The sequence below is a fragment of the Chryseobacterium indologenes genome (genome assembly GCA_016025055.1).
In the GTDB taxonomy this organism is placed as follows: Bacteria; Bacteroidota; Bacteroidia; order Flavobacteriales; family Weeksellaceae; genus Chryseobacterium; species Chryseobacterium indologenes.
This window is the reverse complement of sequence record CP065590.1, coordinates 3,233,653-3,247,135: the sequence shown is the minus strand read 5'-3', so window position 1 is coordinate 3,247,135 and position 13,483 is coordinate 3,233,653. Positions and strand designations below refer to the sequence as shown.

12 protein-coding genes and 2 pseudogenes are annotated in these 13,483 nt (G+C 37.8%); 3 read left to right on the top strand and 11 right to left on the bottom strand.

What is annotated here, in order from left to right; translation table 11 throughout:
* Nucleotides 1-89: 89 nt before the first annotated feature.
* Entirely contained in the window at nt 90-998 is a 909-nt protein-coding gene (locus H3Z85_14880) for an AEC family transporter (protein ID QPQ50701.1), read from the bottom strand.
* A 392-nt stretch (nt 999-1,390) separates the two neighbouring features.
* On the opposite strand from H3Z85_14880, the gene H3Z85_14875 reads away from it, so the two are divergent.
* On the top strand, nt 1,391-2,500 hold the full coding sequence (locus tag H3Z85_14875) for an alkene reductase (protein QPQ50700.1): 1,110 nt from the start codon (nt 1,391-1,393) through the stop codon (nt 2,498-2,500).
* Between the two features lie 18 nt (nt 2,501-2,518).
* Nucleotides 2,519-3,283, top strand: coding sequence for a type 1 glutamine amidotransferase (locus H3Z85_14870; protein QPQ50699.1), 765 nt, complete (start codon nt 2,519-2,521; stop codon nt 3,281-3,283).
* A 78-nt stretch (nt 3,284-3,361) separates the two neighbouring features.
* Here the strand turns inward: H3Z85_14870 and H3Z85_14865 are convergent.
* From H3Z85_14865 to H3Z85_14845, 5 genes and pseudogenes are all read right to left on the bottom strand, one after another.
* Nucleotides 3,362-5,834, bottom strand: a pseudogene (locus H3Z85_14865) (glycoside hydrolase family 2 protein).
* Nucleotides 5,827-5,973, bottom strand: a complete 147-nt coding sequence (locus tag H3Z85_14860) for a hypothetical protein (GenBank protein ID QPQ50698.1) — start codon at nt 5,971-5,973, stop codon at nt 5,827-5,829. The pseudogene H3Z85_14865 and the gene H3Z85_14860 overlap by 8 nt, the downstream one beginning before the upstream one ends.
* Nucleotides 5,974-6,371: 398 nt before the next feature.
* Nucleotides 6,372-7,034, bottom strand: coding sequence for a copper homeostasis protein CutC (locus tag H3Z85_14855; GenBank protein ID QPQ50697.1), 663 nt, complete (start codon nt 7,032-7,034; stop codon nt 6,372-6,374).
* A gap of 15 nt (nt 7,035-7,049) precedes the next feature.
* Nucleotides 7,050-7,613: a hypothetical protein gene (locus tag H3Z85_14850; protein QPQ50696.1), complete on the bottom strand. Its 564-nt coding sequence runs from the start codon at nt 7,611-7,613 to the stop codon at nt 7,050-7,052.
* A gap of 82 nt (nt 7,614-7,695) precedes the next feature.
* A complete protein-coding gene (locus tag H3Z85_14845; GenBank protein QPQ50695.1) occupies nt 7,696-8,691 on the bottom strand; it encodes a N(4)-(beta-N-acetylglucosaminyl)-L-asparaginase in 996 nt (331 codons plus the stop codon).
* Nucleotides 8,692-8,828: 137 nt separating this feature from the next.
* Here H3Z85_14845 and H3Z85_14840 point away from each other — a divergent pair.
* Nucleotides 8,829-9,149 (top strand): annotated as a pseudogene (locus H3Z85_14840) (TolC family protein).
* Between the two features lie 138 nt (nt 9,150-9,287).
* Here the strand turns inward: H3Z85_14840 and H3Z85_14835 are convergent.
* The 5 genes from H3Z85_14835 to H3Z85_14815 all read right to left on the bottom strand — a co-directional run bounded on the left by H3Z85_14835 (nt 9,288) and on the right by H3Z85_14815 (nt 13,464).
* Entirely contained in the window at nt 9,288-9,779 is a 492-nt protein-coding gene (locus H3Z85_14835; protein QPQ50694.1) for a YeeE/YedE family protein, read from the bottom strand.
* A 24-nt stretch (nt 9,780-9,803) separates the two neighbouring features.
* Nucleotides 9,804-10,367 carry a YeeE/YedE family protein gene (locus H3Z85_14830; protein ID QPQ50693.1) on the bottom strand — a complete coding sequence of 188 codons (564 nt, stop codon included), beginning with the start codon at nt 10,365-10,367 and terminating at the stop codon, nt 9,804-9,806.
* 6 nt (nt 10,368-10,373) lie between these two features.
* Nucleotides 10,374-11,786: an MBL fold metallo-hydrolase gene (locus H3Z85_14825; GenBank protein ID QPQ50692.1), complete on the bottom strand. Its 1,413-nt coding sequence runs from the start codon at nt 11,784-11,786 to the stop codon at nt 10,374-10,376.
* A gap of 83 nt (nt 11,787-11,869) precedes the next feature.
* Nucleotides 11,870-12,664, bottom strand: coding sequence for a sulfite exporter TauE/SafE family protein (locus H3Z85_14820; GenBank protein ID QPQ50691.1), 795 nt, complete (start codon nt 12,662-12,664; stop codon nt 11,870-11,872).
* Nucleotides 12,665-12,828: 164 nt separating this feature from the next.
* Entirely contained in the window at nt 12,829-13,464 is a 636-nt protein-coding gene (locus H3Z85_14815) for a Crp/Fnr family transcriptional regulator (GenBank protein QPQ50690.1), read from the bottom strand.
* Nucleotides 13,465-13,483 lie beyond the last annotated feature (19 nt).

Genomic DNA, 13,483 nt, shown 5'->3' with positions numbered 1-13,483 from the left:
ATTTAAAATGTAAAATTAGATGTTTCTTCAGAGAACTGCAACTTTTGTACATGTTTCGGTGCTATGTAAATCTTTTATACTCCACTTGTTTAAAAGAAAAACTGGGTCATCTCATACCAAAATGCCGAGGTAAAAAATCCTACAATAATACTGACCCCGATGATAAGGTTCGTCAGTTTCGTATTCAGCCTGAACTGCTCCGCAATAATACTGGAAGTCACCAAAGTAGGCATTGCTGCTTCGAAAATTGTAATTTTAGCTATATCACCTTTTATTCCTAAAAGTAAAGCAAGTCCCAACACTATGGCAGGTGCTAAAATCAGTTTATACAGCATTGACGCCGACATTTGCGGGATCAATTTTCTCCAGCCGTTAAATTTAAGCTGTAATCCCACGGAAAATAAGGCTAAAGGGCTTACCGTAGCGGCTAATTTATCAAAGAACGGCTCTGCAGGGGAAAAGTCTATAAATTGTGATAATACCAAAGCAGAAATACAGCCAATGAGCGGAGGAAAGGTAACCAGTCGTTTCAGAATAAAGGCTGCACTCACTTTCCCTGATCTGCTTCCTCCTTTTACCGCAGCAATGATTCCTAATGTAGAAAGGGCAAAAAACATCGTCTGATCACAGATAATGGCAATACTCAAAAGACCTTCTCCATAAAATGCACTGATCAAAGGAAAACCAATGAAAGAAGTATTGCTGTAACCACTTGCCAGTTCTAAAGTACTTCGTGAACGTCTTGAATATCCTTTGCTTCTGCTGTAAAACAATACGTAAAAGAAGCAGAACACAGAGACCAGAAAAGTGGCGACGATAGGAAAAAGCATTTCCGTTGTCCAGTGTACTTTTGGCAGATATTTAAATGATACTGCAGGCAGAGCAAGATAAAGAATCCAGGTATTGATCCCCTTGTGGGCATCGGGATGGATAGATTTTGTTGCTTTGAAAACCATTCCTGCAATAATGCATACCACGATCAAAACAAAATTTACCATAATTGAAAAGAATATGATGCAAATTTACGGCTGATTTTTTGGTTGAAAGGGTAAAATTCATCTTTTTTTGAGTAGAATTTCTATGCTTCTCATTATTATTGAATTCAAATTCCTTGAATACCTAGAACTCATAAAGTTTAGAAATCATTCATATCTATCCTTTGAGCTTCCTCCTTGATGTAATAATTGACAATTTTTCTTATTACTGAAAATTTCATAACTATTATTTTTATGATAATAAACTATATTTTAAATAATTTTTATAATATAAAATTATAACAGAAATTTGTATCGTTAATTAATAACAACAGATTATTCAGAACCTAACATATCTGTAAAGTTATAAAACAATAGTATTTATATTATTTTTTTAATACATAAAATTTCAAACTATGAATATTAATATTTTTAAAGAAGCAAGCATAGGTTCTCTGAACCTTAAAAACAGAATCGCTATGGCTCCTATGACCAGAGCAAGAAATGAAGACGGAATTCCGAAAGCTTTTAACGCAGAATATTATGCACAACGTTCTGATACGGGGCTTATCATTACAGAAGGAACCGCTATTTCCTCCACCTCAAAAGGAGTACTTCACATTCCCGGTTTATATACCGATGAGCAGGTAGAAGGATGGAAAATGGTTACGGATGCCGTTCATCAAAAAGGAAGTAAAATTTTCACCCAACTATGGCATGTGGGTCGTGTTTCTCACGTTACCAATCAACCGGACGGACAGGCTCCGGTATCTTCTTCAGACATTCAGGCAGGAGAAACCCACGCGTGGGGATATGATGAGAACGGAAAAGAGGGTTTTGTCATTAACTCGAAACCAAGAGCATTAGCAACTGAAGAGGTAAAACAAATCATTCAGGACTTTACTCAGGCTGCTATAAATGCTGTGAAAGCCGGATTTGACGGAATTGAGCTTCACGGAGCGAATGGTTATCTTATTGAACAGTTCCTGAACCCGTTTGTCAATAATCGGCTGGATGAATATGGCGGAAGCATCGAAAGCCGTTCCCGTTTTTTACTGGAAACCGTGGATTCTGTCATTGCAGCAATCGGTGCCGATAAAGTGGCTATTCGTTTAACTCCCTACGGAGGCTTGTATGAAATGCCTTATTATGATGAAATAGAGGCCACATACGAATATCTGGCAAAAGAACTTTCCAAAAGAAATATTGTCTACATCCACATCATGGATCAGAAATCCAGGGGAAGCTTTGCATTGCCTGAAGGCTTCATGAAGCGTTTCCGTACCTGGTACAACGGTGTAATCATCCTTGCCGGCGGAATGGACAGAGAAAAATCTGAAAAAATGATCAATGAAGGTATTATTGATATTGCCGCCTTTGGTGAAGCGTTTATCTCAAACCCGGATCTTGTCAGCCGTCTGGAAAACAACTGGCCTCTTACTCCTCCCAAAAGAGAACTTCATTACGGATTAACAATGGAAGGATATCTTGACTGGGAAACTTATCATGCAACACAATCAAATTAACATTTAAATAATTTAAAAATGGAAACAAATGTAAATGCTCAACAAGGAGCAAATTCGCAAACAGTAGCAAATCATTTAGAAATATTAAGCCAATTATCATCAAAAACGGCTGTGGGAAGTTTTCCTCTTGCTCAGTTTTTGAACGCGCCGGGAAATGAAAAGGTAAGAGACTTCTTTTTCACACCTGTAACAGAAAAAACACTTGAAGGAAAAAGAATTGCCATCATTTCATCGGATGGTTTTGAAGAAATTGAATTAACAGGGCCAGCCTGGTACTTCCGTCAATTGGGAGCACAGGTTGATATCATTGCCCCTAAATATGCTCCAGCTCCCGCCAACTTTGGATTGAGTATGCCGGAAGAAATGTCTAAAACCCACATAATGGCGATCCAATATCTTCAACCTGTAGGCTGGATAAAAGTAGACCGTACGATAGATCAAATCAAAGTAGAAGATTATGATGCAATCTTCATTCCCGGAGGGGCATGGAATCCGGATAACCTTCGTCACGACAAAGAAGTAGTAAAATTTGTTAAAGAATTCAGTGCTTCAGGTAAATTGGTATCTGCAATTTGTCATGCAACCGTTGTATTGATCAACGCTGAAATCATTAAGGGTAAAAGACTTACCGGATACTGGAATATTCAGATTGATTTGAAAAATGCAGGAGGTATCGTATCTGATGTGCCGGTTGTAGCAGATGGAAATCTTATTACAAGCAGACACCCGATTGATCTGGCTGATTTTTCAAAAGCCGTAGAAAACTGGCTGATTGAAAACTAAGATATGAAAACAATTGTTTAAATTTTCTCCTCACTATCGACGAAAGCTACCTTCACAGGTAGCTTTCTTTTATTATGACTAGTTCTCCACTACATCCCAGAGACTCATTACTTCAACTTTTTCCAATGGTCTGGAAAGAATGATTTTTTTGATGTTTTGGGGAGCATATCAAAAAAAGTTATCACTAAAATTCGCCTCTCCGGTTAGATAAACGTCTTTTGCCAGAACATCCGTTGATACCTCAATTTCGGTTGGAGATATTTTCTTTATACTGAGTGTTGGCTTTGATAATTTTAAATCTTTTGGTTTCTTAAAAAAGAAGAGCTTTTCAGTTGTAAATACCTCATTTCCAAAATAGATTTTCAAAACAGCCGAAGATAAATCAACTGTAGAAAAATTCTCTTTTTTAATTTCTAAATGCTTCTCAGCAGAATTAGCTGCTACATGATCAGTTGCACCTGCAGCCCAAAGAACTTTTCCTTTAAAATCAATCAGTTCAGCTTTTGAAGTGATTTTTGCATCTTCAAGCAAGTCATTGATAAAATAAATATCATAAGATTTATCATTTTCAGAAACAGAAATCAACATCGGTTCAAAACTTCTTTTTGCCTGATAATGGAATGCTTTCCAATTGCCAAGATAATCGATGGATGACCATGAAACTACCGGCCAGCAATCATTCAGCTGCCAGTATAAAGTTCCCATATTGTACGGTCTTGCACGGCGGTGGGCTTCAATGGCAATCTCCATACCTCTTGCCTGTAGCAGCTGAGAAACATAATTGTACTGCACAAAATCAGTCGGAATTTTGTAATCCCGCTTCATATATTCATTGATAATATCCCATCCCCGGCTATGTTTTTCATGAGCTTTAATGACAGGGTTCTGTAAACTTAAATCGTAAGTGCCGGAAAACATTGATTTGACTGTTTCCAGGGAAGGCATTCCCTGAAAGCCATATTCAGACATGAAACGGCCTACTTTTTTCATTGTAAATTTCGAAAGGCTGTTCTCCCCACCAGACACCCCAATAGTGTGAATCTCCTTCTGTAAGGCTTTCCTTGTGCCCCCATCCGATAGAAGGCGAACTCGGCCAATAAATATTTTTTTCATTGGTAAGGTGTTCTTTTAATGAATAGGGAATCACTTCATGAAAAAGCTTTTTATAATCTTTCCAAACCTGTAAAGAATCGTTTTCAGAATACTTAAACTGCTTTTGGTATCCCCAGTTGACAATCGCTTCATCTATTTCATTATTTCCACACCACAAGGCTATGGATGGATGATTTTGCAGTCTGTTTACCTGATCTTTTACTTCTTCTTTTATATTGGTAAGAAATGTCTCGTCTGCCGGATAAAAACTTCCTGCAAACATAAAATCCTGCCACACCAGAATTCCGTTTTCATCGCAGGCTTTATAGAATTCATCATCCTCATAGATCCCACCACCCCAGATACGGATCATGTTCATGTGAGCATCCTTCGAATCTTTGATTAACTTCCGGTATTTTTCTTTGGTGATTCTTGGTGAAAAACTGTCAGCAGGAATCCAGTTTGTCCCTTTGATGTAGAGTGGATTTCCATTGACTTTAAAATAAAAAGATCTGCCCTTTTCATCTTTTTCCTGAACCAGCTCGATCGTTCTTAACCCAATTTTCATTGTTTCACCGGAAAGCGTTGTAGATTTTTGTTTCAGGGAAACTTTTATATCATATAAGTGTGCTTCTCCCCAGCCATTGGGCTGCCAAAGTTTCGGATCTTGAATATGAAAAGGAATATAGATCAGATTCTTACCCTTTTTTAACTGAACAACCTCAGCAGTATTATTCACCGATATTGTATATTTTCCTTCTTTATGGGTAATTATAGAGGTGTGTACAGCGAGCTCAGCATCTTTATCCGACAGGTTTTTCTGCTCGATTTTTACGTTTTCAATTTTAGCATTGTTCCAAAATTCAAGTTTTATATCTTTCCAGATCCCTGCTGTAACAAGCCTTGGCCCCCAGTCCCATCCGAATTGATATTGAGCTTTTCTCACAAAGCTTCTCGGGGATTCAGGCATTGTAAACGGAACTTTCTTCGCCAGTTCCTTTCCGGTAGTAACAGCGGATTTAAATTTCACCTGTAGAAGGTTCTCCCCTGTTTTCAGGTTTTGTCTGACCGGAAAAGACCACTTCCTGAACATATTGTCTGTTTTCTTTAACAGCTTTCCATTCAGGTAAATTTCTGAAAACGTATCCAGTCCATTAAATACCAGATCAATGTTATTGTTTTGTAATTCTTTGGAAGAAACCTTAAAGACAGTCTGATAATCCCAGTTTTCATTCTCTATCCATTGTACTTTATGTTCATTGTCATCTTTGAAGGGATCAGGAATGATTTTATTGTTCATCAAATCCAGATGTACGGTCCCCGGAACCTTCGCGGGTAACCAGCTATTATCTTTTGAATTTTTAAACTGCCAGTTTTCAGATGACAGATTTCTCTCCGAAAATTGGGCAAAAATGAAGTTCTGAATGAAAAAGAAAGAAAAAAGGATCGTTTTATTCATCAATAAGTTTATTTACAATTCTATGAATTCCATGTTTAATGAGTTCGCTGTTAAAATTAATCAGCAGTTCTAGTTTTATATGGGTCTGTTTCAGATAAGTTAGTGTCTGGGAATAAAAAATCGGATGTAATTCCAACATCGAATTACTTCGATAATAACTTTATCTTCAACAATCAAATCAATTTTATAGGCATTATCTGTGGTTATACTTTTATATTTTAAAGGTTGGGAAACCTATTGTTTAACATCGAATCCCAGCATTTGCTAATCTTAGCCGGCAGTAATGTCTTTCTTAAACGCAAAGTTTATTCTTATTACTTTCAAAGGAGCTAAGAATGATCCAATTTGCAATTGATTGGACGGAGCGAACGCTTTAACCATTCACTTCATTAGCGGCGTAGCCGCCTTCCCGGCTCACTTAGTTCTATATAATTTTAAAACTTTGCGTTTAAGAATAATAACAACATAATTACGAATAGTAAAGGAATTTCAATAGTATAAATTCCCTTACATTCACCTTCCGAATGATAAACTATATTATTTACTTTTTAAGGCGACAACTTCTGAAGCGTTCGCAAAGGCTCCCCCATCAGTGATTGCAGAAGAATGAAAATAGCCAGCTTTCGTCACTTCTCTTATTTCTTCAATATTGGAAGAGCGCAATCCTCCACCGACTAAGATTTCAATTCTTCCGTCGGAAAGCTCAACTAATTTTTTCAGATTTTCTTTACCATCTGAAACATTGGATTTCTGGCCGGAAGTCAGTATGGTTTTAAAACCACATTCAATGACATTTTCTAATGTATTTTCAAGACCTGAAGCTCTGTCGAACGCTCTGTGAAACGTACAGGGAAGTGGTTTTGCCATTTCTACCAACATTTTGTTTTGTTCTATGTTTACCTCATCATTTTCATTCAGAATTCCGAAAACAAAACCGTCTACTTTTAAAGATTTTAAACGCATCAATTCTTCCTTCATCTGCTCAAACTCTTCATCTGAATAGGTAAAATCACCACCTCTTGGACGAATCATTACAAAAATCGGAATATTTATTTTCTGCCTGAGCTCTTTGGTGGTATCAAAGCCGGGAGTTGTTCCTCCTTCACTTAAACCGTCACATAATTCTATTCTGTCCGCTCCGTTTTCAAAAGCAATTATTGCTGATTCGGGATTGAAGCAAGCTATTTCTATTTTTGACATTTTTTCTTGGTATACTTAATTTAATTTAGATTCTTCCTGCCAGACATCGGCAATTACAAAGGAGTCCTTGTTTTTGATCACCTTAACTTTTATCGGATATTTTGCCTTCATCTTTTCATCAGCAAGAACAACATCAAATAAAAAGTCATTTTTTTTTGATTCAAGCAATTTACATTCTGACACTTTGATCTCATCCCAGTCTTGTCCGCTTATCAGAAAGCCTACGCCAATTCCAGCTTTTTTTATATCAAATTTCTTTTTCCACTTATCCTCAAATTCCTTTTCAGTAAGGCTTCCATCCACATCAAGATCAAAATTGGTTGCGTCCGTTTTATAATCGAAGTACTCTTTGGTTGTTATTTTTTGCATTACTTTTTCCTGAGCAACAAGATCAGCTTTAAAATAATCTTCAATGTTTTTTTGCAGCCATTTTTTAGCCTCTTCAGACCCGTTAGCCTGAGATTTTGCTTCCTGAACCACTTCTTCCTTTACCTGAGGTCTGCTTTGAGTTATATTTTCCTTCTTTTCTTCCTTGCATGCAATGATTGAAAACAAAGAAGCGATAATCATTCTTTTCATTTTGTTTTTGTTCTATCAGTTTTGGCTAAAGCCAATGGATATTTTTTTAAATGGAATAAAGACCGTCTCTATAATATTTTTACTATTTTAAGGCAAATTCAGGTGTTTCAAGACGGTTCCCTTTCTGATCGTATACGGCAAAGTTGAATCCGTCCTGGATACAGTATGATCCGTATTCCCCTTTTTTATTAATAGCAATAAAGCCTACCTGAATATCTTTAAGGTTTTTATTTCTTCTCCGGTTGATTTTAACAATTCTTTCTACTGCTTCTTTACAGGCTTCCTGAGGATTTCTGCCCTGTCTCATCAATTCTACAACCAGATGAGTGCCTACTGTACGTATTACTTCTTCACCATGTCCCGTTGCAGTGGCGGCTCCCACTTCATTATCTACAAATAATCCGGCTCCGATAATCGGTGAATCTCCTACCCTGCCATGCATCTTAAATGCCATACCGCTTGTGGTACATGCACCGGAAAGGTTTCCCTGGGCATCTAAAGCAATCATTCCTATGGTGTCATGATTTTCAATATTGGCAACAGGCTTGTACCGGCTGGTTTTCAACCATTCTTTCCATTCTTTTTCTGATTCGGGGGTAAGAAGGTTTTCTTTTTTAAAACCCTGTGAAAGGGCAAATTGCAGTGCTCCGTCTCCTACCAGCATGACGTGGGGAGTTTTTTCCATCACTGCTCTTGCTACGGAAATCGGATTTTTAATGTGTTCCAGGCATGCTACGGAACCGATATTATAATTTTCATCCATAATACAGGCATCCAGCGTTACCCTTCCGTCTCTGTCAGGACGGCCGCCATACCCGACACTTCTTTCTTTTGGATCTAATTCTACAAGACGAACTCCTTTTTCCACCGCATCTAATGCTTTCCCTCCTTTTCCGAGGATCGTCCAAGCTTCTTCATTGGCTTTTAACCCGAAATTCCAGGTAGATAAAACAATGGGTTTGTTTACTGCTTTATAGTCTTCGGGTAGGTCTTTAGCCATTATATCTAAAGGGTTTACCGCAAGTGCTGCCGTTGCGATCCCCAGTTTTTTAATAAAACTTCTTCGGTTATTGTTCATCGTATTTTGAGATTATATACTACCTGACAAATATCTTAAAAAAAATCAATGAAATCCTCAATATGCCCTGACTAAGCCTTATATAATTTTTATTTATCTTTACGGGTGCAATGGATACTTTTGCCATTTTCTGAAATATTGTTTTCTTTCAGGAACTCTCTGATGAGAAAATAAATATTTTGATTGGCATAAGTATTCCAAAATTTCTCCAAAAAAAGGAAAAGTTGGTTGAACCCGGACGTCCTTAATCAAATGCTTTGAATGAAGTGGAAACCTCATTGACCAATTTGCATTCAATTGAAAAACAAATAACATATAATCGAAAGGCAATCAGTGAGCTGAAAAATAATATTGATCTTACTAAAAAACAAATTAAAGTAGGAACCAGTAATAGCTTTATTCTGATCCAAACGCAGCGGGAACTTCTTAAAAACGAGATGAACCTCATCAACCTGTAGCTTCAGGATAAAATGGAACGCATCAACCTTTATATGACTCTGGGAGCACAGAACTTCATTTTTTCATAATTTTATACTAAAGCCTGCCGGATAGTATCGGCAGGCTTTCTTTATGACTTTTAAATTCTATAAGGTCTATTAATGAGGTAATTTATTTCTGAAATATCCATATACCCATGTTCCGGCGATGGCACTTACCAGCGTAACAGATACCGCCAGGGCTCCTGTTCCGATCTGTGCAAAGAGAGGTCCGGGGCAGGCTCCTGTGAGCGCCCAGCCAAAACCAAAGATCAATCCTCCATAAATTTGTCCTTTATTAAACTTTTTGGGAGATAAGGTAACATGTTCTCCATTGATAGTTTTGATCTTCAGTTTTTTAATCAGAAATACGGAGATCATTCCTACTAAAACCGCACTTCCGATGACTCCATACATATGAAAAGACTGGAGCCGGAACATTTCCTGTATCCTGAACCAACTTATCACTTCAGCTTTGATGAATATGATTCCGAATATAACTCCTGCTGCAAGGTACTTCAACTGATGATACCATTCATTCTGGTCTTTTGTATTTTCTATCACACAAACTTCATCCTGATCCCGTATTTCTTTTTTCTGTTCTTTTATCATTGCTTAGTTTCATTATAATTATACTTACAGGGAAAGAATAAGGGGCAGGATAAAGTTCGCCATTAAAAATCCTCCTATCATAAAACAAATGGTGGCGACCAACGAAGGCCACTGTAGATTAGAAAGTCCCATGATGGCATGCCCGCTGGTACATCCACCGGCATAGCGTGTTCCAAAACCAACCAGAAAACCACCGATTACCATCATGATAAATCCCCGGATGGTAAAGAGGTTTTCAAAATTCATCAATTGTTTCGGAACGAGATTGCTGTAATCCGTAATCCCGTATCCTGTCAATTCCGCTTTTAATTCGGGGTTAACGATAATTTCGGAAGTATTCATCAGAAAATTGGCTGTAATTATTCCTCCGATAAAAATCCCGAGGACAAAGAATAAATTCCAGGCTTCTTTTTGCCAGTCATATTTAAAAAAATCAATATTGGCCGGTACGCAAGCTGCACATGCATGTCTTAAGGCTGAGCTTATTCCAAAGGATTTATTTCCCATGATCAGCAAAGCGGGAACGGTAAGTCCGATTAAAGGGCCTGCAATATACCAGGGCCATGGTTCTTTTATGATCTCCAACATATTTAATTATTTTAAAATTTTAGTCTGACAAACAAAATCACTTTTAGGAATACCCGTGGCAGAGATTGCTTTAAAACCACCTTCAATTTCGGTAAAATTCCTGTATCCTCTCGCCTGAAGAATACTTGCAGCGATAGTACTTCGATATCCACTGCCGCAGTGTATATAAAAATGTTCTTCGCTATTCAGCTGAGACACCCAGTCATTGATATATGCCAAAGGCTTACTGAATGCTTCTTCAATGTGTTCTGCGTGGTATTCACTTTCTCTTCTGATATCGATTATTTTTGCATATTTTCCTTTAATGTCCTTCTCCAATTCTTCAGCAGAAATACGATTGACTGAATCCGTTTCTTTTCCTGCCTGTTCCCATGCTTCGAAACCTCCTTCCAGAAATCCTAAAACATGATCAAAGCCTACTCTGCTCAGCCTGGTTACCGCTTCTTCTTCATCTCCTTTTCCGGTCACTAAAAGAATCGGCTGATTAACATCTTCAACTAAAGCTCCGACCCAAGGGGCAAAATCACCATCCAAACCTATATTTACAGATTGTGGAATAAAGCCTCTGGCAAATATATCGCTGTTTCTCACATCGAGAATTAATGCTCCAGACATTTCTGCGATTTCTTCAAAGGCTGCTGTTTCCAAGGCTTGTAAACCTCTTGTTAATACTTCATCAAAGCTATGATATCCTTTTTTATTCATCATGACATTCATTTCAAAATAAGCAGGCGGAGGCGAGAGCCCGTCTGTTACTTCTTTAATGAAAGCTGCTTTATTTTTCTGATTGAGGGCATAATTTGTTTTCTTTTGATTTCCCAGCGTATCAAGAGTTTCCTTCTGCATATTCTTTCCACAGGCGGAACCTGCGCCATGAGCCGGATATACAATAATGTGATCCGGTAGAGGCAGAATTTTTTCATACAAGCTGTCATAAAGCATTCCAGCGAGGTCTTCTTTTGTCAGATTTCCTGCCTTTTGGGCAAGATCCGGGCGCCCTACATCACCAAGGAACAAGGTGTCACCACTGAAAAGGGCTTTTTCAATTCCAAATTCATCAATCAGCAGATAAGATGAACTTTCCAGCGTATGCCCGGGAGTATGAAGGACTTTTATTGTAATATTTCCTACTTTGAATACCTGATTATCTTCTGCTATTCTTGCTTTAAAGTCAGTTTTTGCTGTAGGTCCATAGACAACCGGAGCTCCTGTCTTTCTGCTTAAATCAAGATGGCCACTGACAAAATCAGCGTGAAAATGGGTTTCAAAGATATATTGTAGTTCAAGTCCGTCCTTTTTCAATTTTTCGAGATAGGGAGCTGTTTCCCTCAGAGGATCAATGATTGCAGCTTCTCCACCTGAACTGATGTAATACGCTCCCTGCGCCAGACATCCTGTATAGATCTGTTCTATTTTCATTGTACTTATTTTAGATTTTGTTCTTTGATATAAATTTCCGACTTCCCTTAATTCTCCACAGCTACTTTTGTTACATAAGGAGACTAGAAAAACAGTTCTCTGGTGATAATATAAATTCCCATTATCAAGATAAACCATCCAAATGCGGGCTTTAATTTTTTACCGTCAATTTTCTTTGACAGCTGAGAACCTATCAGAATTCCTATGATGGCAATGGCTGTAACAGACGAAAGTATATTCCAGTTTATTTTTGCATCGTTGACGGATGAAAGGAATCCGATCAGAGAGTTGAAAGAAATAAGCACCAATGAAGTTCCTATTGCTGTTTTCATGGAAACTTTCAATAAATTAACCAGTGCAGGGATGATCATAAAACCTCCTCCGGCTCCTACCAACCCTGTTAAAACACCGACAACAGCTCCCTGCGCCATTGCCAGTAAAGTTTTATTTTCTCCATGATCAACCTCTGAAATTCCTAAAGTAGCCTGAGTTCGGATCATTTTATAGGAGGCCAGAATCATTAAACCCGCAAAAAGTAAGAGTAAAAAAACATTTCTGGTTATGGCAAAATCATGGATCTTAATGAGGATATCGGGTATGAATGGCAGGAAATAGGTTCTCGTCAGAAAAATTGCCATAACGGAAGGAATTCCGAATATCAGAACTATTTTAAAATCGACCCATCCTTTTTTACAATAAGAGAAAGAACCGACGATACTGCTTGCCCCGACGATAAAAAGAGAATATTCTGTAGCCAATAAGGCATCCAATCCGAAAAGATAAACCAAGACCGGTACCGTGAGAATACTGCCACCGCCTCCTATTAAACCAAGTGAAATTCCTATTAAAACTGATGCTGTGTATGCTAAAATTTCCATTGTACTGCTTAAAGAATGTTGGTACAAAAATGGGATAGTTTGGGAAAGTCTACAGCTACTTTTGTTACATAAGACGTTTTTAATGTAAACATCAGAGCTATTAAAAAATAGTTCCGGCAAATCTTCGATTTGCCGGAACCATTTTTTATTATGTGCGAATTCAATTACGGATTGAGCGTTTTGAGAAGGAGTATTTTATTTCTTCCCAGTTTCAGTTTTCCTTCTTCTTCAAGCTGTTTGAGAAGTCTCGACACAACAACTCTCGCTGTTCCCAATTCATTGGCAAGCTGTTCATGAGTGGTCTGGATGGTATCGGAGCCTGTGAGCTCAGACTTTTTATGAAGAAGGTTCAATAGCCGCTGATCTACTTTTTTAAAGGCAATGGCATTGATAATATCTAAAAGTTCCTCAAATCGTTTATGATAAAGCCTGAAAATATAGTCCAGCCAATCGGGATGCTCTTTAATAAACAAAGAAACTTTATCTAAAGGGAGAAAAAGTACCTCACTATCTTCTTCCACTTCGGCTTTTACTATACTTTTTTCGTTGTGCATTCCGCCGAGAAAAGACATGATGCAGCTTTCTCCGGCTTTAATGTAGTACAGCAGGATTTCTCTTCCGTCTTCTTCTGTCCTGATCACTTTGATCATTCCTTTCATCACAATAGGAATAGAGCGGATTGATGCATTTTCATCTAAGATAATGTCTCCTTCCCTATAGTTTTTCAACATCCCGAAACGATGCAGTTTTTCCACAAGATCGGGTGAAGAGAATTCTGAACATAGTATATCGTTCTGCATGGGTAAAAAATTCTACGTG

Bases quoted from the DNA above. Each gene is read 5' to 3' on its own strand.
- H3Z85_14860 (QPQ50698.1), bottom strand. From the start codon at position 5,973: ATGTTGGAATTACATCCGATTTTTTATTCCCAGACACTAACTTATCTG.
- H3Z85_14880 (QPQ50701.1), bottom strand. From the start codon at position 998: ATGGTAAATTTTGTTTTGATCGTGGTATGCATTATTGCAGGAATGGTT.
- H3Z85_14855 (QPQ50697.1), bottom strand. From the start codon at position 7,034: ATGTCAAAAATAGAAATAGCTTGCTTCAATCCCGAATCAGCAATAATT.
- H3Z85_14820 (QPQ50691.1), bottom strand. From the start codon at position 12,664: ATGGAAATTTTAGCATACACAGCATCAGTTTTAATAGGAATTTCACTT.
- H3Z85_14875 (QPQ50700.1), top strand. From the start codon at position 1,391: ATGAATATTAATATTTTTAAAGAAGCAAGCATAGGTTCTCTGAACCTT.
- H3Z85_14870 (QPQ50699.1), top strand. From the start codon at position 2,519: ATGGAAACAAATGTAAATGCTCAACAAGGAGCAAATTCGCAAACAGTA.
- H3Z85_14850 (QPQ50696.1), bottom strand. From the start codon at position 7,613: ATGAAAAGAATGATTATCGCTTCTTTGTTTTCAATCATTGCATGCAAG.
- H3Z85_14830 (QPQ50693.1), bottom strand. From the start codon at position 10,367: ATGTTGGAGATCATAAAAGAACCATGGCCCTGGTATATTGCAGGCCCT.
- H3Z85_14825 (QPQ50692.1), bottom strand. From the start codon at position 11,786: ATGAAAATAGAACAGATCTATACAGGATGTCTGGCGCAGGGAGCGTAT.
- H3Z85_14815 (QPQ50690.1), bottom strand. From the start codon at position 13,464: ATGCAGAACGATATACTATGTTCAGAATTCTCTTCACCCGATCTTGTG.
- H3Z85_14845 (QPQ50695.1), bottom strand. From the start codon at position 8,691: ATGAACAATAACCGAAGAAGTTTTATTAAAAAACTGGGGATCGCAACG.
- H3Z85_14835 (QPQ50694.1), bottom strand. From the start codon at position 9,779: ATGATAAAAGAACAGAAAAAAGAAATACGGGATCAGGATGAAGTTTGT.